This is a genomic window from Prochlorococcus marinus str. MIT 0912, assembly GCF_027359595.1.
Classification (GTDB): domain Bacteria; phylum Cyanobacteriota; class Cyanobacteriia; order PCC-6307; family Cyanobiaceae; genus Prochlorococcus_B; species Prochlorococcus_B marinus_C.
The window spans coordinates 187,811-205,536 of record NZ_CP114783.1; the positions used below are offsets into that span (position 1 = coordinate 187,811).

At 35.4% G+C, this 17,726-nt stretch carries 23 protein-coding genes; 7 read left to right on the forward strand and 16 right to left on the reverse strand.

Annotated elements, in window-relative coordinates; all coding sequences use genetic code 11:
- Positions 1-14 precede the first annotated feature (14 nt).
- Positions 15-590 carry a CIA30 family protein gene (locus tag O5640_RS00950; RefSeq protein ID WP_269612693.1) on the forward strand — a complete coding sequence of 192 codons (576 nt, stop codon included), beginning with the start codon at positions 15-17 and terminating at the stop codon, positions 588-590.
- Positions 577-972, forward strand: coding sequence for a coat protein (locus O5640_RS00955; protein ID WP_269612694.1), 396 nt, complete (start codon positions 577-579; stop codon positions 970-972). Before O5640_RS00950 ends, O5640_RS00955 begins: the two co-directional genes overlap by 14 nt.
- 1 nt (position 973) lies before the next feature.
- Here the strand turns inward: O5640_RS00955 and ilvD are convergent, their stop codons facing one another.
- The 3 genes from ilvD to O5640_RS00970 are packed head-to-tail and all read right to left on the reverse strand — an operon-like array spanning position 974 to position 3,618.
- Positions 974-2,644, reverse strand: a complete 1,671-nt coding sequence (gene ilvD, locus O5640_RS00960) for a dihydroxy-acid dehydratase (RefSeq protein WP_269612695.1) — start codon at positions 2,642-2,644, stop codon at positions 974-976.
- 32 nt (positions 2,645-2,676) lie between these two features.
- Positions 2,677-2,976: a hypothetical protein gene (locus O5640_RS00965; protein WP_269612697.1), complete on the reverse strand. Its 300-nt coding sequence runs from the start codon at positions 2,974-2,976 to the stop codon at positions 2,677-2,679.
- 24 nt (positions 2,977-3,000) lie between these two features.
- Positions 3,001-3,618 carry a uracil phosphoribosyltransferase gene (locus O5640_RS00970; RefSeq protein WP_269612698.1) on the reverse strand — a complete coding sequence of 206 codons (618 nt, stop codon included), beginning with the start codon at positions 3,616-3,618 and terminating at the stop codon, positions 3,001-3,003.
- Positions 3,619-3,689: 71 nt separating this feature from the next.
- Here O5640_RS00970 and O5640_RS00975 point away from each other — a divergent pair, with 71 nt between their 5' ends.
- From O5640_RS00975 to purQ, 5 genes are all read left to right on the forward strand, one after another.
- On the forward strand, positions 3,690-4,199 hold the full coding sequence (locus O5640_RS00975) for a pentapeptide repeat-containing protein (RefSeq protein WP_269612699.1): 510 nt from the start codon (positions 3,690-3,692) through the stop codon (positions 4,197-4,199).
- A 20-nt stretch (positions 4,200-4,219) separates the two neighbouring features.
- Complete coding sequence (cobW, locus tag O5640_RS00980; RefSeq protein WP_269612701.1) at positions 4,220-5,263, forward strand: cobalamin biosynthesis protein CobW; 1,044 nt, start codon at positions 4,220-4,222, stop codon at positions 5,261-5,263.
- 130 nt (positions 5,264-5,393) lie between these two features.
- A complete protein-coding gene (locus tag O5640_RS00985; protein WP_269612703.1) occupies positions 5,394-5,579 on the forward strand; it encodes a hypothetical protein in 186 nt (61 codons plus the stop codon).
- A 92-nt stretch (positions 5,580-5,671) separates the two neighbouring features.
- Positions 5,672-5,944: a phosphoribosylformylglycinamidine synthase subunit PurS gene (gene purS / locus O5640_RS00990; RefSeq protein ID WP_269612705.1), complete on the forward strand. Its 273-nt coding sequence runs from the start codon at positions 5,672-5,674 to the stop codon at positions 5,942-5,944.
- Between the two features lie 4 nt (positions 5,945-5,948).
- Entirely contained in the window at positions 5,949-6,602 is a 654-nt protein-coding gene (gene purQ, locus O5640_RS00995; protein ID WP_269612706.1) for a phosphoribosylformylglycinamidine synthase subunit PurQ, read from the forward strand.
- Positions 6,603-6,675: 73 nt separating this feature from the next.
- Here purQ and O5640_RS01000 read toward each other — a convergent pair whose 3' ends face one another.
- The 13 genes from O5640_RS01000 to O5640_RS01060 form a co-directional block, all read right to left on the reverse strand.
- Positions 6,676-7,743 carry a class I fructose-bisphosphate aldolase gene (locus O5640_RS01000; RefSeq protein WP_158466423.1) on the reverse strand — a complete coding sequence of 356 codons (1,068 nt, stop codon included), beginning with the start codon at positions 7,741-7,743 and terminating at the stop codon, positions 6,676-6,678.
- A gap of 97 nt (positions 7,744-7,840) precedes the next feature.
- Positions 7,841-8,941, reverse strand: a complete 1,101-nt coding sequence (locus O5640_RS01005; protein WP_269612707.1) for a Gfo/Idh/MocA family protein — start codon at positions 8,939-8,941, stop codon at positions 7,841-7,843.
- 21 nt (positions 8,942-8,962) lie between these two features.
- Complete coding sequence (locus O5640_RS01010; RefSeq protein ID WP_269612708.1) at positions 8,963-9,367, reverse strand: hypothetical protein; 405 nt, start codon at positions 9,365-9,367, stop codon at positions 8,963-8,965.
- Positions 9,360-10,244, reverse strand: coding sequence for an acetyl-CoA carboxylase, carboxyltransferase subunit beta (gene accD / locus O5640_RS01015; protein WP_269612709.1), 885 nt, complete (start codon positions 10,242-10,244; stop codon positions 9,360-9,362). Before accD ends, O5640_RS01010 begins: the two co-directional genes overlap by 8 nt.
- 64 nt (positions 10,245-10,308) lie before the next feature.
- Positions 10,309-10,785 carry a prepilin peptidase gene (locus O5640_RS01020; protein WP_269612710.1) on the reverse strand — a complete coding sequence of 159 codons (477 nt, stop codon included), beginning with the start codon at positions 10,783-10,785 and terminating at the stop codon, positions 10,309-10,311.
- Between the two features lie 61 nt (positions 10,786-10,846).
- Positions 10,847-11,749, reverse strand: a complete 903-nt coding sequence (locus O5640_RS01025; RefSeq protein WP_269612712.1) for a phosphoribulokinase — start codon at positions 11,747-11,749, stop codon at positions 10,847-10,849.
- A gap of 83 nt (positions 11,750-11,832) precedes the next feature.
- Positions 11,833-12,915, reverse strand: a complete 1,083-nt coding sequence (gene leuB, locus O5640_RS01030) for a 3-isopropylmalate dehydrogenase (RefSeq protein WP_269612713.1) — start codon at positions 12,913-12,915, stop codon at positions 11,833-11,835.
- A gap of 26 nt (positions 12,916-12,941) precedes the next feature.
- Complete coding sequence (lpxD, locus tag O5640_RS01035) at positions 12,942-13,994, reverse strand: UDP-3-O-(3-hydroxymyristoyl)glucosamine N-acyltransferase (RefSeq protein ID WP_269612714.1); 1,053 nt, start codon at positions 13,992-13,994, stop codon at positions 12,942-12,944.
- A gap of 45 nt (positions 13,995-14,039) precedes the next feature.
- A complete protein-coding gene (proB, locus tag O5640_RS01040) occupies positions 14,040-15,125 on the reverse strand; it encodes a glutamate 5-kinase (RefSeq protein WP_269612715.1) in 1,086 nt (361 codons plus the stop codon).
- Complete coding sequence (locus O5640_RS01045) at positions 15,122-15,643, reverse strand: YqeG family HAD IIIA-type phosphatase (protein ID WP_332299695.1); 522 nt, start codon at positions 15,641-15,643, stop codon at positions 15,122-15,124. Before O5640_RS01045 ends, proB begins: the two co-directional genes overlap by 4 nt.
- Positions 15,631-16,167 carry a DUF3727 domain-containing protein gene (locus tag O5640_RS01050; RefSeq protein WP_269612716.1) on the reverse strand — a complete coding sequence of 179 codons (537 nt, stop codon included), beginning with the start codon at positions 16,165-16,167 and terminating at the stop codon, positions 15,631-15,633. The genes O5640_RS01045 and O5640_RS01050 overlap by 13 nt, the downstream gene beginning before the upstream one ends.
- A gap of 62 nt (positions 16,168-16,229) precedes the next feature.
- Positions 16,230-16,664 (reverse strand): Holliday junction resolvase RuvX, encoded by a 435-nt coding sequence (gene ruvX / locus O5640_RS01055; protein ID WP_269612717.1) that lies wholly within the window; start codon positions 16,662-16,664, stop codon positions 16,230-16,232.
- Entirely contained in the window at positions 16,661-17,698 is a 1,038-nt protein-coding gene (locus O5640_RS01060) for a hypothetical protein (protein WP_269612718.1), read from the reverse strand. Before O5640_RS01060 ends, ruvX begins: the two co-directional genes overlap by 4 nt.
- Positions 17,699-17,726 lie beyond the last annotated feature (28 nt).

The following is a 17,726-nucleotide window of genomic DNA, read 5'->3' on the forward strand; positions in this document are numbered from 1 at the left end:
AAAGTATTTCTTAATTGATTCCTGATTTACCACCGACAGAAAGTTCAATAACTCCTCTGATACAGGGTTCAGAATTTTCAGATTGGAAATCTCTAAATGACACAATTATGGGCGGGTCAAGTTTTGCAACTTGTCGTTCTTCTGAGAAAGGCTTGTTTCTTGAGGGTAACTTGGTAGAAGAGGGAGGAGGATTTGTTAGTTGCCGCTCTCCAATTTTTGATAAGCCTTTTGATCTTTCCAAATATTCTGGATTAATTCTTGATGTTGAAGGAGAAGGGAGAACATTGAAATTTGCGATTGCTTGTGAAAAGAAACCTTTATCACTATCAAATCTTCTAAAAGGTGATATTCGTTGGGTTGCATCAATACCCACAAAGAAAAATGGAGTTAGTAAAATAAAAATATCTTTCAAAGATTTGGAACCAGCTCGTCGAGCAAAGCCTGTTCAGCTACCTCTTAGTTTTGATCCCACTTGTATTAATAGATTTCAAGTACTCCATTCAAAATTTGGTCAGCCAGGCAAAATGAACTCAGGATTTTATGCTGGTCCTATCAAAGTCTTAATTAAGTCAATTAGTGCATACTCCTGATTCGAAAGATGGCTTGATAGCTGAAGTTGCCAAAGCAGCAGACCTTTGTATGAAGCCATATGTTCATTCTGTTTTTTTAGAAAATCAATTAGATGATGATAATGAGCTTGATGACTTGATTTTTAAAATTCAATCTAGAAATATAGATGGCGAAAGAGAAGAATCTATGGATATTGAAATTGAAGTGTATAAGAGTGGGAATGAAGTAAATCTGACTATATCTTGGAAATCACTAATTGATAGGCCGATATTATGGCAAGGGAAGCATGCTGTTTGGATGGATAGCTCTTCTGGTGTTCAATGCGAAACGCCCTCATATGGAAAACCTTTTGAGTCCCTTGCGAGAAGACTCAGTACAGTTTTTAAGGTTTCGTTAAACTGAACTATATTTGATCGGTTGTAGCTCCTTGGCTTGATGAACTTACTAGTCTGGAATACTTTCCAAGAATGCCTGTCTTATATCTAGGCTTTGGCTTCTTCCAATTCTCTCTCCTTCTAGCTAGTTCTCGGTCTTCAACATTTAACTGAATTAACAATTTATTAGCGTCAACAGTAATACTGTCTCCTTCCTCTACTAACCCAATTGTTCCTCCAACTGCTGCTTCTGGTGCAACGTGGCCGACCACTAATCCATATGATCCCCCACTAAATCGACCGTCTGTAATTAGTGCAACTTTCTCTCCCAACCCTTGACCTACAATTGCTGAAGTTGGAGAGAGCATTTCTCTCATCCCTGGTCCTCCTACAGGCCCTTCATATCTAACGACTACTACATCTCCAGCTTTGACTTTATTGTCTAGAATTGCAGCTAAGCATTCTTCTTCACTCTCGAAAACCCTTGCAGGTCCTGTTAAAACAGGTGTTTTGACCCCACTGATTTTTGCGACACTTCCTTCACTAGCTAAATTTCCTTTGAGAATAGCTAGATGTCCTTTCTTATAAATAGGATTTGATATTGCTCTTATAACATCTTGATTTTCTTTGGGCTTTGAGGGGATATCTGTAAGAACTTCTTTAATTGTTTTACCTTCAATAGTTTTGCATTCTCCATGAAGCATTCCTGCATCGAGGAGTAATTTCATTACTTGAGGAATCCCCCCGGCTTGATGCAGGTCTACCGTTACGTATTTACCGCTTGGCTTGAGGTCGCAAATTACAGGAACAGTTTGTCTAATACGTTCAAAGTCATCGATTGTTAAATCAACTCCTGCGGTCCTCGCTATTGCAAGTAGGTGAAGGACAGAATTTGTTGAGCCACCAACAGCCATGATGACACTGATCGCATTCTCAAAAGCCTTTTTTGTGAGTAAATCTAATGGTCTTATGTTGTTTTTAACTGCTTTGACAAGCACCTGAGCACTCTTGGCAGCGCTCTCTGCTTTTTCATTATCTACAGCTGCCATTGTTGAACTAAATGGCAAACTAAAACCCATCGTTTCAATTGCCGCAGACATGGTGTTTGCAGTGAACATGCCACCACAACTACCCGGACCAGGGATAGCATTTTTTTCTACTGCTATTAAACGTTCTTCGTCGATTTTTCCACTTGTTAATTGACCGACAGCTTCAAAAGAACTAACTACTGTTAGGTCGCAACCGTCTAATTTCCCAGGCTTAATTGTTCCTCCGTAAACAAAGATCGAAGGTATATTCATTCTTGCCATGGATAACATTGCGCCGGGCATGTTTTTGTCGCATCCACCTATTGCTAATACACCATCCATGCTTTGAGCATTGCATGCTGTCTCAATTGCGTCAGCAATAACCTCTCTTGAAACTAATGAATATTTCATCCCTTCTGTTCCCATAGAGATGCCGTCACTAACAGTTATGGTCCCGAATGTTTGAGGCATTGCACCAGCATCTTTTAAAGCGGCTTCTGCTCTATTAGCCAGATCCATTAATCCCATATTGCATGGGGTTATTGTGCTGTGACCATTAGCGATTCCAATGATTGGCTTATTAAAGTCATTATCATCAAAGCCAACAGCTCTAAGCATTGCTCTGTTCGGTGACCGTTGAATACCCTGTGTTATCGCATTTGATCTAAGCATTTGATTTTTATTTAATTGTTTAAAATTTAGAATTAATTAGAAGATCCCAGGTCTTCTAATTGTTTCCGTACGTCTGCTATTGCCGAATTAAGCTGTTCAACACGTTGCTCAAGGTGCTCGTTGCTTTGATTCCCTAGAGTATTTGATTCTAATTCGGTTGCCTCAGAGCCATCTTGAATTCTTGGTGCATAAAGCATTGCCTTTTGCTTTCTGGTTTCTTGCCTTTTCTCGGCTTCAGAAAGTAACCACCAAGCTAGACCTGCAGCTCCAAGTATGGCACCACTAATTAATGATGCCAAACTTCCTGAATTTGAATCTCGGTATTGGCTCATAGCTTTGAATAACTTCTTTAAATGCTAGTCCGATGAGGTGACTCTGGTTTTTATACGTAATGATGGATCACCTATTCCGGGTGATAGTTCACTTTCTGATATTAATTCAGGATCTATACAAGCACAATAAATATTCAAATCTTGAATATTTTCACCGACTTCTTTAAGTCCTTGATTAGCTGCTAATGCTGTAATCACTCTTATCCTTCTTGCATCAATTTTTTTATCTTTAAGATAATTTAAATCTTTTAAAAGTTGTTTACCGGTTGTTATTTGATCTAGGTAAAAAATAATTCCTGCATTTTCCTCAATTTCTTTAGGGAGCCCGCCAATACATAAATTTGAATTAGGAATTAAATTTCTAGCACCTCTAAAGAGCTCAAGCCCTGCAGGCAAATAAGGAATTGCCAAAATAGGAATATTTGGATCAATAATTGAACATTCAGTTGTTCCTGCTGAAGTAGTTATCTGTTCTTTTTTACTTGGGATCCAATCTCTCAGAGCTTCATAAGTGAGCCAGGTACCAAGTTGTTCTAAGCCAGTTGCATAGAGGATTTCTGGGGTAGTAGGGTTCCTTAAGATAGTTAACCAATGTGATATGAGTGGGTGCGGAGGAACTATTACTCTTAAGCTCATTGACATGATTCATTCTTGGCCCTTTTTGCCATAACGTGAATAAGTAAGTTACCTGTTAAAAGTCCTTTTAAGCTCCAATGAACAAAAAAACTTCTTTCCCTGATTTTAAAGCAATTGTTTTTGCTTCACTACTTATTTTTGTTTTGATCTTTCCTGATCAAAGTGTTTTCGCTAGAACGCCTGCTGAGATTCGCAATCAAGAAGAACTGAATATTTCCCAGGATATGTCTAGCCAGGATTTAAGTGGAAATGATTTCGTAAAACTAGATCTGAAGGGCATAAATTTCAGTGAATCAAACCTGACAGGAGCAGTGTTTAATAATAGTAAATTGAATAGAGCAGATTTGCATGGTGCGCAGCTAAATGACGCTTTGGCATATGCAACTGATTTCGAAGGAGCTGATTTAAGGGATGTTGACTTCAATGGTGCATTATTAATGGAAAGTACCTTCACAGATGCTCTTATTGAAGGGGCTGACTTTACAGATGCGGTAATAAGTCGAATACAACAAAAACAACTATGTTCTATGGCTTCTGGAACAAATTCAAAGACCGGCGAGGATACAAGTTATAGTCTTGGTTGCTGACTTATTGAGCAAAAATAAAGATGAGTGATAGTCGTCTACCTGTTACCGTGATTACAGGGTTTTTGGGCTCTGGCAAAACAACACTCTTGAGACATCTTTTAAGTGAAGCTCATCAACGTCTAGCTGTAGTTGTTAATGAATTTGGAACAGTAGGCTTAGATGGAGACCTTCTTAAAACCTGTGGCTTTTGCCCTGATGATGAAGTAGATAAAAGAATAGTTGAATTGAATAATGGCTGTTTATGTTGCACTGTTCAAGAGGACTTCTTGCCTGCAATGGAAGCTTTGCTCCTTAGATCAAATCAGGTTGATGGAATCATTATTGAAACCAGTGGTCTTGCATTGCCAAAGCCTTTACTGCAAGCTCTTAATTGGCCTGCAATAAGAAGTAAGGTTTTCATTAATGGTGTCGTAACTTTGGTTGATGGATATGCTCTCTCAAACGGAAGTCCAGTGGGTGATTTAAAAAGTATTAATGAACAAATAACAAATGATAATAGTATTGATCATTTAACTCCAATAAATGAGCTTTTTAGAGATCAATTGATTTCTGCTGATCTCGTTTTGATTAGTAGGTCTGATTTGCTTTCTGCAAAAAGCTTTTCATTGGTTAGGGATGAGGTGAAAAAACAAGGGAATTCCATTACTAATATTCTGCCAATATCTAATGGAAAAATTGAACCTTCTGTAATTCTCGGACTTTGCAAAGAACAAAACAATATTTCTCGATCAGATCAAAATGACCATGACCATGACCATGACCATGACCATGACCATGTTGATGTAATAAGTGAGCATTTAAGATTTGAATTCCCAATTGATAAAGATCTATTGAAAGAAATACTTGTAAAACTAGTTCCGGAATATCAAATTCTTCGTATAAAAGGTAGATGTTGGATAGAAGGTAAGGCTTTGCCTCTTCAGATCCAAATGGTTGGATCTAGATTTAATTCATGGTTTGAGAGCTCGAATTATGATTCTTGGAAACCTTCTAAGGCTGGGATTGATTTAGTCTCTTTGAGTCTGAAAGGCGGAGTTGAAAAAGCTTTTGAATCTTACTTTTAATTAATCCGTTCAAATTATTATATTTATATTAAAAATAGGTTGTATTTTTGTTTTTATCCGCGATTCTTTGTGAGTTAGGAGATAATTCTCTTAAATCAATTTTTATTAGTTTTTAACCGGACTTTTTGTCGTGAGTCAAGCAGTTTCCACTACCGAAAAAAAGAAAGTTCAGAGTGTTTCCAATGCTTTGAATCTTAAGACCTGCATTAAATGTGGTGGTAATGGTTATATGAAATCTAGTCCAAATTGTTATCACACTTGTCTGACATGCCTTGGTAAAGGATTAATAAGTGAACAATTAGAAAGTATCAATTAGAAATTTTCCAAATATTATCTACAATAATTTTGTAACCTTCTAGATTGGGTTAACCAAGGGAAGGTAGTAGGAAATTTCTTTGATTTTTAAAAGTGTCTTTATTTAAAGCAAGAGTTTTTGTTCATTTAAGACCTTCTGTTTTGGATCCGGCGGGAGAGGCTACTAGGTCAGCTACTAAGAGATTAGGAATAGATGGAATTACTCAACTAAGAATTGGTAAATCTATTGAACTTGAGATCGAAGCTGCAAATAAGGAGGAAGCTCGATCGAAGATTGAGTTAATGAGTGATCGATTGCTCGCAAACCCCGTAATTGAAGATTGGACTTTGGAATTTAAGGACGAACAGAAAACTCTTATAAACTAAAAAAATGAATATCGGAATAATTGTTTTTCCTGGATCGAACTGTGACAGGGATGTCAGGTGGGCTACTGAAGGATGCCTGGGAATTCCTACAAGTTTTCTATGGCATGAAACTACTGATCTAAATGGTTATGACGCAATTGTCATTCCAGGGGGGTTTAGTTATGGAGATTATTTACGTTGTGGAGCAATAGCAAGATTTGCACCTGTTTTAAATTCTTTAATCTCTTTTGTTGATAAAGGTGGAAAAGTTCTTGGTATTTGTAATGGGTTTCAAATACTTACTGAACTTGGTCTCTTGCAAGGAGCTTTGACAAGAAATAAGAATCTACATTTTATTTGTGATAGAGCAAATTTATCTATTGAAAGCACAAAATCATTTTGGATGAAAAATTATAAAAAACATCATTCTATTTCACTACCTATCGCTCATGGAGAAGGGAGATATCAATGTAGCCATGACGTCTTGAAAAAATTGCAGGATGATGATTCGATTGCACTTAGATATGCAGATAATCCAAATGGATCAATCCATGATATAGCTGGAATCACAAATAAAAAGGGGAATGTTTTGGGGATGATGCCACATCCTGAAAGAGCTTGTGATGATGCTTTAGGCAATATTGATGGTAAATCAATTCTTAGTGCACTTCTTTCTTGAATTTATAAATCAAGGCATTAAAAAAGGCTGCTATCAAAACAAGAGATAGCAGCCTTTTGTTAGCTTTTTTAGTTTAGTACTTGTATCCAGCTACAAATAACTGTTCATCAGAAGAAGGCTGAGAACCAGCGACATACAACCCTTTTGATGCCTCAGAGTTTGCTTGAGCTCTTGCTATAAGTGCTTTTTGTCCGTCAGCAGTATTTGAGCCTTTCCATGCTTTTAGACATGAATGTTGTAAAGCACGACCATAAGAGAATGAAACATTCCACTTAGCCTTTCTGTCGATCTTATTCATCAGATTTAAATAAACTGATGCAGCTTCTTCGCTCAAGCCACCTGAAAGGAAAGTAATACCAGGAACACTTGCAGGTACACAGCGTTCCATTGTACGGATTGTCATTTCAGCCACTTGCTGAGGATCAGCTTTTGTTGAGCTGTCAGCACCTTGAACTGTCATTGATGGCTTAAGAAGAGTTCCCTCTAGTAGTACTCCGTTTACCTGGCAAGCTAAGTAAACTTCTTTAATTACTTCTTCTTGAACTGCTGCTGTCTTTTCAATTGAATGTGAACCATCCATTAAGATTTCTGGTTCAATAATAGGAACCAATCCAGATTCTTGTACTGATCTAGCGTATCTTGCTAAACCCCAAGCATTTTCTCTAATAGAAAGTTTAGAAGGACAACCATCGTCTGTTATTTGAAGTACTGCTCTCCACTTAGCAAATCTTGCACCTTGCTCGTAATAATCAGCAGCTCTTTCAACAAGACCATCTAAACCTGAACAAAAAGTTTCTACATCGTGTCCACCAGCTAATGGTCTTAGACCTTTATCAACCTTGATTCCTGGAATTATTCCTAGCTTCTCAAGCTTTTTAACCATTGGCTCACCATCTGGATGGTTCTGGAAAAGAGTTTCTTCAAAAAGAATCGCTCCGCTTATGAAGTTTCCAAGACCTTCTGTGGTGAAAAGCATACCTCTATATGCTTTTCTGTTGTCCTCAGTGTTCTCAACACCTATTGAAGCAAGCCTTTTACCTACTGTTTTAGTTGATTCATCAACAGCAAGAATCCCTTTGCCTGGCTGGGCTATGGCACTTGCTGTTTTCTTTAGTTCTTCTGCGTAGTACGAGAGTGCCATTTATGCAACAAAAATTTCCTTAAGATTATTCCATATCAAAGGCCCTTTTTGTTGCTTATTACACCTAAAAAATTTTTTTTTTAATTAGTGAATTCCTTTAATTGATTTCAAGCTTCATTCCTATTGAATTTGATTCTTTGACCTTGTCACAAACTATTTGGCTGGCTAACCCCTCAGCCAACCCTGGGATAATAGGTGTTCCATCTTTTATGCTTTGAGCCCACCAGCTTTGGATTCTTGCTACAGGAGCAATTCGTCCATCTGTCCAAATTTTTGAAAAAGAAAGGTCTGGATCTGGTTGAATATTTTTAAGAACTTCTCCTTTATTTGAATACCATAGCCCAAATCCGTGGACATAATCGTTCTGGTTGTCGCTGCTAAGAACAAGAGTTCCATTGCTTCCATAAATTTCTAAGCTGAATCCCCTGCTTTGTTTTGTTACTGCTGAGAGATTTACTTGGACTGGAATCAAATTGTTACTAATGCTTTTTATTTGTAGTTGAGAAATGCTTACATCTTCACTTGTTACTTTTCTAATGGTTTTTAATTGTGGATAAACTCTTTCTTTAATTGAAGTTGAATTTATCGCGCTTAAAGAATGAGTTGGACCAATCAACCAATGAATCATGTCAAAAGCATGGGTGCCTAACGCACCCAATACTCCTCCTCCAGAATCTTCATCTGAATACCAATTCCATGGTCTATCTGGATTAGCTCTGCTACTCATTAGCCAATCTAGTTTTACAAAATATGGGTCATCTAATTTCTTTTCGTTAATTATTCTCTTTGCTTGCATGAATAGTGGAACCGCTCGATATTCGTAATCGACAGCAATTTTTAAATTTCTTTTGAGAGCATTTCTTTGAAGCTCTTTTACCTCTTCAGAATTTAAGCAAGTTGGCTTTTCAAGTAAAAGATGTTTTCCCGCTTTGATTGCCTCCATTGCTAGTTCGTATCTAGGCGCTGGAGGAGTCGCTATGATTATTCCCTCAACTTCAGAATCATTTACCAAATCCTTCCAGCTCTCAAAAGCACAAAGATTGTGCTTTTGAGAGGCTTCTTTAAGCCTTTCTGGCCGGGGATGCCACAATCCCACAAGCTCAATATTCTTATTAGATAATGATGCAGGAATATGAACACTTTCACCGAAACCTAGTCCTGCAATTGCAATGCGAAGCGGATTTTCTGTATTGATCATTCTTTTAAATAATTGATGAGTTTAAACATTTTCGCAGCTATCTGAAATCAAATCATCTAATAGTTTATCCCCATTAGCGTCTTCCCATTTTGCTGATAAATTCTTTTTACCATTAACTGAAATATCCTTGAATTTATTAGTCATACAATTGATTTTCATTATATAAATATTCTCCTCTATTTCCTTTGAAGTAATAGAGTCAATTTTTATGTATTTTGTGGTTAGTTCTATTATTCCTTTTTTTTCAATATCAATACTATCTATATCTAAATATTGAACTCCCGCAGGCGCTCGACTAACTTCAACCCAATTAGTATTGGCTCCATATGCTTTATTCTTGCTATTTAATAAAATTACTAATATTAATACTAATATATTCAAGAGAAAATTAAATTTATTTGTGATCTTTTGATTTATATTAAGCATTAGTTTGTAACTTTGCCTCTTCTGTCTTATGTAATCGAAGTATCTTTGCCAAAGTTTCTTTAAGTTCTGTTCTTGGTACAATGGTATCTACGAAACCGTGATCTTGAAGATATTCTGCTGTTTGAAAATTATCAGGAAGTTTTTCTCTCAGTGTTTGTTCAATTACTCTTCTCCCTGCAAATCCAATAAGTGCTTTGGGTTCTGCAAGTATTAAATCTCCAAGCATGGCAAAGCTAGCAGTAACTCCTCCTGTGGTGGGATGTGTAAGCAAAGGCATATAGAGCAACTGTGCATCTCTATGTCGTTCAAGCGCTCCTGAGATTTTTGCCATTTGCATCAGACTTAACATACCTTCTTGCATTCGCGCACCACCCGAAGCGCAAACAATTAGCAATGGCAGCTTTTCTTTAGTTGAATGTTCGATAAGTCTTGTGATCTTCTCCCCTACAACAGATCCCATTGAGCCACCCATGAATCTGAAATCCATTACGGCTAATGCCATCGGAATAGAATTAACCTCGCATGTCCCTGTTAATACTCCATCTTTAAGTCCAGTGCTTGCTTGACTTTCTCTGAGCCTATCTGCGTAAGCTCGTCGATCTTTAAAACCTAGAGGGTCAACTGGAGTTAAATGATTATTGATTGATTTGAACGTATTTGGATCAGAAATTATTCTTATTCTCTCTTCGCTATCTATCCGATTGTGGTGATTGCAGTTACTACAGACGCTGCAATTATCTATTAAATCTTTTCTATAAACTACTTGTCCGCATTCTGGGCATTTTTCCCATAGCCCATCACTTTCTTCAGATTCCTGAGTGACTTTGCCTACAAATTGGCCTTTCCTTCTATCAGCAAACCAGTCGAATAAGGACACTGCTTTTCTGTGATTGAATTTATTTAATTTAATACCTTGTGTACCTTTAAAGCTATTAGAAAATTTAAATCTTATCTATAATCCATGAAAAAAATATCCCAATTGATAGAAATGGCGCAAACGGAAATTGTTGAAATGGCTTTAATCTTTTAGTAATTTTTCCATATAAACTATATATAGCTGATAATAAAAATGAAATGCATATTGATAAAAAGCTCAGTTCAATACCAATCCATATTGTACTAATAGAAGTGAGTTTTATATCACCCATACCTAATGAATTTATTCCAAAAATCTTATAACTTGTATAACTTATTGAATACATTATTATAAAGATAATAATCATTGAAAAAGAATTATTCAAAATTAATTCTTTAACATCTATTTTTTCGTTTGATAAGCCTTGATATAGCAAGTAAACAATACCTATTATGGCTAACAGACTTAGTTTGTTTTCACTAATTAGCATTGTGTTTATATCTTCTATCGATATAGAAAGCAAAATATATAAAAGTATAAAAGTAAAGAATATGATAATCACTATTAATTATTAACTTTATATATTAAGAATAGATATTATTAGCTTGAACTGATTGATTTTGTTATCCGGCCGCTTTTTTCTCTTCTATCATTTTATGAATAATAGGTGTAAGAATAAGCTCCATAGCAAATCCCATTTTCCCTCCGTTAACAACAATACTTGTAGGACTTGACATGAAGGAATCGTGTATCATTCCTAATAAGTACTGGAAGTCAATTCCCCATTTTTCTCTTGAACCTTTTCTAAAATGGATAATTACAAAACTTTCGTCAGGTGTAGGTATGTTTCTGCAAATAAATGGGTTTGACGTATCAATTGTAGGTACTCTTTGGAAGTTGATATCTGTTCGACTAAATTGTGGGCATATGTGATTAATGTAATCAGGCATTCTTCTCAGAATCGTATCTACGATAGTTTCGGCTGAGTATCCCCTTTCTGCGTTATCTCTATGGATTTTTTGTATCCATTCGAGATTGGTAATTGGTACTACACCAACAAGTAAATCAGCGAATGAAGCTACATCATAATCTTTTCCTACTACTCCACCGTGTAGTCCCTCATAAAACAAAAGGTCGGTTCCTGTTGGGATATCTTCCCAGGGAGTGAATTGACCTGGATCTAATTTTGTTCCTAAACGAGTGTTGTGTTCCTCGGCTTCTTCTGGACTATGTAAATAATATCTTTTCTGACCTCCGCCAGTTTTTCCATATTGACTGAATAGATCTTCTAATTTGTCGAATAAATTTGCCTCTGGTCCAAAATGAGAAAAGTTTTCACCTCTTGAAAGTGCCTCAGACATTGCCTTTTTCATAGGCATTCTTTCAAAACGGTGATAACTATCTCCTTCAACAACTGCAGGAACAATCTTTTCACGAGCAAATATATGCTCAAAGGCTCTTTTAACGGTGCTTGTTCCTGCTCCGGATGAACCAGTTACAGCTACTACTGGGTGAAGCTTTGACATCGACGCTTATGTATTGACTTTCATTTTTACAGGTCAACTGACCCTCAATGTGAAACTATTCGAAGAGATTTTTAATTTGTGAACTAATTATTTAATTTTTCCGCCAATAGTTCACCCATTTGAGAGCAACCAACCTGTTTAGTCGTCTGATTGCTCATTAAGTCAGAAGTTCTATAACCCTCAGTTAGGATCTCGTTAATGGCATTTTCTAAAAAAGTTGCTGCTTGTGTTTCATTAAAGGCAATTTTTAACATCATTGCAGCAGATAAAAGCATTGCTATTGGATTTGCTATATCTTTTCCTGCTATATCAGGAGCTGAGCCATGAACAGGTTCAAAGACACCTGGACCATTAGTGGTTAACGAAGCAGAAGGAAGCATGCCAATTGAGCCTGTCAGCATGGCTGCAATGTCGCTAAGAATATCTCCAAATAAATTACCTGTAAGAATCACATCAAATTGGCTTGGATTTCTAACAAGTTGCATTGCTGCGTTGTCTACATATTGATGCGTAAGTTCTATCTCTTTGTATTTGTTAGACACCAATATTGTTTCCTCTCTCCATAGTTGACTTACATCTAAAACATTAGCTTTATCAACTGAGCAAACTTTTTGATTTCTTTGTTTGGCTAATTTAAAAGCAATTTCTGCTATTCGTTTAACTTCCTCGGAGGTGTATGTCATCGTGTTAAATGCCCTTTCTCCTTTTTCTGTTTTTATCCTTCCTTTTGGCTCTCCAAAGTAAATACCGCTAGTAAGTTCTCTAACTACTACTAAATCAACTTCTTTAACAAAGTCTTCTTTCAAGCTACTTGCTTTTGTTAAGGATGGAATTATTTTTACTGGCCTTATATTTGCAAAAAGATCTAAAGAAGATCTGAGATTGAGTAGGCCTGTTTCAGGCCTTTTCTCTCTAGGTAATTCGTCATACTTTGGGTCTCCTATAGCCGCTAACAAAACAGCATCAGAGTTCTTACATTCTTGAAGAGTTCTATCTGGGAAGGGAATACCATCTGAATCTATCGCTGATCCACCAAAAGGCATTTCTTTAAATTTGATTTCAAAGCCAAATTTCCTTGAGACTAGGTCAAGGATTTTATGAGTGACGTTTGTTATCTCTGGACCAATTCCATCACCTGGCAATAAAGTTATTTTGTAAGACTTCATTTGTTCTTATTAATTAAGGGAAAAACTTACCTGGAGTTTCTGCTATTTAATTGACGAATGGCTTTTGCTATCTCAGGTAGTTTTTTGAAATTAGCAGAGCATCTCAACCAAAGTTTATTTGGAATAGCAGGAAAGCCACTAACAACCTTTCCTGATTCAATATTTGATACTATACCTGTCTTTGAACTGGCTATAACTCTATCTCCAATTTTGACTCTATTACTTACACCTACTTGACCAGCAAGAATAACTAAGTCTCCGATCTGAGCCCCTCCAGCAATACCTACTTGAGCCGCCATGGCGCAACCTTTACCGATAGTTACTCCATGACCAATTTGAACAAGGTTATCAATTTTTGTGTCTTCACCAATTATTGTCTCACCGACAGAAGGCCTATCGATGGTTGACCCACTACCAACCTCTACTTTGTTTTTTAAAATAACTATTCCGACTTGAGGCATTTTCTTCCATCCTTTTGATGTGGGCACGAATCCAAAACCTTCACCACCAATAACTGCATTTGCATTGATTACACATTCGTCTCCAAGTGTTGATCCAGAATGAATAACACTATTTGCGTGAATTAAATTTTTCGCTCCGATTCTTACTTCTTTATAGATAACAACGCCTGCATGAACAATACTCCCGGCTCCAATTTCTGTATTATCTCCAATATAAACATTAGCTCCGATTGAAACTTCAGGACCAATTTTTACATTTTTACCGATTACAGCGCTTTTATGGATACCCTCTTTTTCTATTTCAGAGGGATAAAGAAACTCTAGTGTTTCAGCAAATGCAATCTTAGGCTCTTTAAGTAGTATCCAATCAACTGATACTTGATTTACTATTTCAATAATAAAATCATCATAAGCTGGCAATAATAGAGCAGATGCTTTTGAAGTTTTGATGAGACTCTTAAGCTTTAATTGACTATGATTGTCTAGAAAACTTATATCGTTTTCTTTAGCTTTTTCTAAAGAAGCCGCAGTCAGAATAACTGGATTTTTTTTTATATTAAAGTCAATTACACCGGATTGACCTTGTTTTAGTTTTTCGACAATTTCATTGAATTGCATGATTTAATTTAATTGGGAATGAGAAAATGACTATTTTTGTCTGAGTTATTCACTGGTTAGAACCAGTACATCTCGATGAATCACAAGGGGAGATCCTGTCGTTGCTGATTTGGAAATGATTCCTATTTTTATAGCATCACTGCTCATAGAGCAAATGCCCTTAGCAATTTCTTCTCCTTCATTGTTGATAACTTTTACAGGTTGATTAGAAATAAAATTACCACTAACTTTTTTTACTCCAACTAATAATAGTGAGGCACCTTTGTTTTTTATAGCCTCACTAGCACCGGCGTCTAAATGTATTTCCCCTACTGGCTTAATTGCATGTGACAACCAACTTTTTCTATTACCGATAGGATTCGGATGGGGATGGAAGACAGTTCCTATTTTTTTTCCATCAAGTAATTCTCCTAAAGTGGCAGGGTCTCTTCCATCTGCTAATTGAACTTTTATTCCGCTTTCAGTGGCTATCTTTGCAGCAGTTAGCTTTGTTTTAATTCCTCCAGTCCCCCAAGCTGTTTGTTCATTTGCTAGTTCTAATTTATTTAATTCTATTGAATTAGTAATATCTTTAATAGGCTTCGCTTGACTATTAGTTTTAGGATTAGAAGAGTATAGATGGTCAATGTCAGTTAACAATATTAGTTGATCAGCAGATATTGCAGTTGCAACTAATGCGGATAAAGTATCATTATCTCCATATTTTAACTCCTCATCTGAGATTATATCATTTTCATTTACTATTGGAATAACATCCCATTCAATCAATTTTCTTAATGTTTGTGAAGCAGATTTATAACTATTCCTTGAACCTAATTCTGACCTAGTTAATAATATTTGTGCAACTTTATATCCAAAACTGCTCATAGCCTTTTCATACAAAGCCATTAAATGAAGCTGGCCTATTGCGGCAGAAGCTTGAAGAGATATTATTTCTTTAGGTCTTGTCTTAAAGCCCATTTTATGACATCCAAGTCCTACAGCACCACTAGTTACCAATATAACTTTATCGCCATTTCTTTGGGCTTTTGATATATATGAACAATAATTATTAATGATATCAAAAGTTGTATATTTTTCGTTTCCTCTCAAAAGACTTGTGCCAATCTTGATTACCCAGCAGGTTGTCATAAAAAATCTCCAGTTATAATTCTTGCTATGTATCTTTCTATGGATTGAAAGTTATTTTTCTCAATTTTGTTTCCATAGTAATCTACTGAATCTACCAGTATTGTATACATTCCTAATCTATTGCCTACAAGAATATCTGTAAAAACTCTATCTCCAATTATTGCGACTTCATTTGATGAATATGGGATTTTATCTAGAATCTTCTTTAACTTTTTTTTACTTGGTTTGCCACCAGAGTATGTAAATTCTAAATCTAATTCATCAGCAATTAACTTTATTCTGTTTCTGGATGGATTGTTGCTGAATAGACAGGTATAAAAGTATTTTTTCGAATTTTCAATCCAATGTTTTATATCTCTTGACAAAACTGGCTTGTTCCCAGAAATTAATGTTCCATCTACATCAAGTATTAATGCTTTGATATTTTCCGACAATAAATCATTGATCGAAATCTTTGAGATTTTATCTTTCACCTCCCAACATGGAATGAGTAATTCTTTTGAATTTATTCTGATAATCCTCTTTCCTCAAGTTCAGCTTCAATTCCTGATTGTATCTTGTCAAACTCTTCACCTTCAACAAGCTTTACTTCACCATCCTCTAGCTTTCCAACTATGAAGAAAGGGTCAAGAGGAATGTATAAACCATATTCATTATTATCGACTCTAAAATTGACTAGAAGTTCGTAAGTCTCTGACTCATCATCAATGTCTTCTTCTTCAATTTCTTCTGGTTCGGGCTCATCTAATTCACCTGAGACTGTAAGGGTGATAGCCGAACGAACAAGTCTAAGATCATGTTCTTGAAGGACAACATCAGCTACTTCAAGTATTGGTTCATTTTTTTTTATTGTTTCAATTAGCTTGGGATCTTGATCATCAATTAATTGAAACAGAGATACAGGAGTATCTACAGGAGTTAAGAGAGCATATTCATTACCTTCAAGAGGTACTACTTGTTCAAGAAAACATAGGAGGTCTGAACCTTGAGAATCTTTAACTAAAAGAGTAGGTACTTCGTCGTTTTTATTTGTTGATGACATAGTTGAGTTTTATTTGTCAGTATCTGTTTTAATTGATTTTGTTTTTACATCATATTCAAAATTTAATATGAGTCATCCAGATTAGGTCCCTCAATAAGCCATTGTTGTAAAAGTATAGCGGCGACGGCGCTATCGATTTTTCCTGTTTTATCTTGTTTTAAAGAGAATTTTTCTTTAGCCTCGATAGTTGAACAATGTTCATTAATAAAAGCCAAAGGAAGTTTTAAAGATTTCGATAACTTTAACGCATATTTTTTACAACGAATAGATTGATTAGTTTCCTTGCCATACATATCGAGAGGATTTCCTACAATGAGCCCTTCAACTTTTCTTGCACAACATATTTTCGCGAATTCTTTTAGATCTTTTTCAAAACTATTTCTAAAAATTGCAGGTAAATGCGTTATCGATATTCCAAATGGATCACAACCTGCAACACCAATCCTTTTGTCTCCAATATCAAGACTTAAAACTGAACATGGTTTTGGCTGATTCATTTGTTTTTTTCAATTTGAATAGTTGAAGGTAATTCTGGTTGTTGTTGTAAGTTTCCTACAAGATTAGTTAAAAGTTCAGTCTCTATAGATTTTAATTTATATCCATTTTTTCTTTTCCAAACACTTCTTCCAAGAAGAACTCTCTCTTCTGTAATTTCCCAGTTATTTTTATTTAAAATGTCATTCAACTTTTTATCCTCACTTGTCGTTTCTATGTAACACTTATTTTTACCAGTTTTCATATTATTAATTTTTTGTGGAATAGATCTATTTAGTCTTTCATCCCATGCTAATCCTCTTATTAATTCTAATGAATAATTATATTGTGGACAAATAGATGGTATTAATCCTGCGATAATATTATTTTCTTTTGATTTAATAACACCTGTTAATGTATTTCTTTTTTCATAAATATCCAGCCATTGCCTATCAAAAATAGACCTAAAGTTGATTGATTCACTAGCTTGTTCAAGTCTCCATATCTGTTGGCTATTTTCTTCATTTAGTTTTTCCCAAATAAAACTATCTTTATCTTCTTTTATTCTATATTTATTACTCTCTTTCTTATTCCAATACTTTATTATTCTTAGCGGTTGAAAACCAGATTGTCTAATAACTGATAAATTTTGATTTTCATTTGTATTTATAGAAATTAAAAAACTTTGGGTATTAATATTACTTTCATAAAGAATTTTTCTTATTAAATTCTGCAATAAGTTATAACGACTAAAGGATATTGAATCTCCTATAAAGTATGGTTCTGAGATTGACCAACATGTACCTCTACGATTAATTGGAGTAGCTAGAATATATGCAATTAAATTATCTTTTTCTACTGCTACTAAACATGTTGAGTTCCGAGTAGGAATTAAACTAGTAAAACTTGATTCTAATGAAGAAAACCATTTTTTGCATAATAGAATTTGGAATATTCCAAGGTATTTAGTTTTTTTGCTAGCTTTAAGCATTGATAAATGCTTGAGCTTAAGTGGCTCAATTATTAAACCTGAAGGTAATGCTTCATTATTTTTCATTTAATTATTTTATTGTATTTTTAATTAT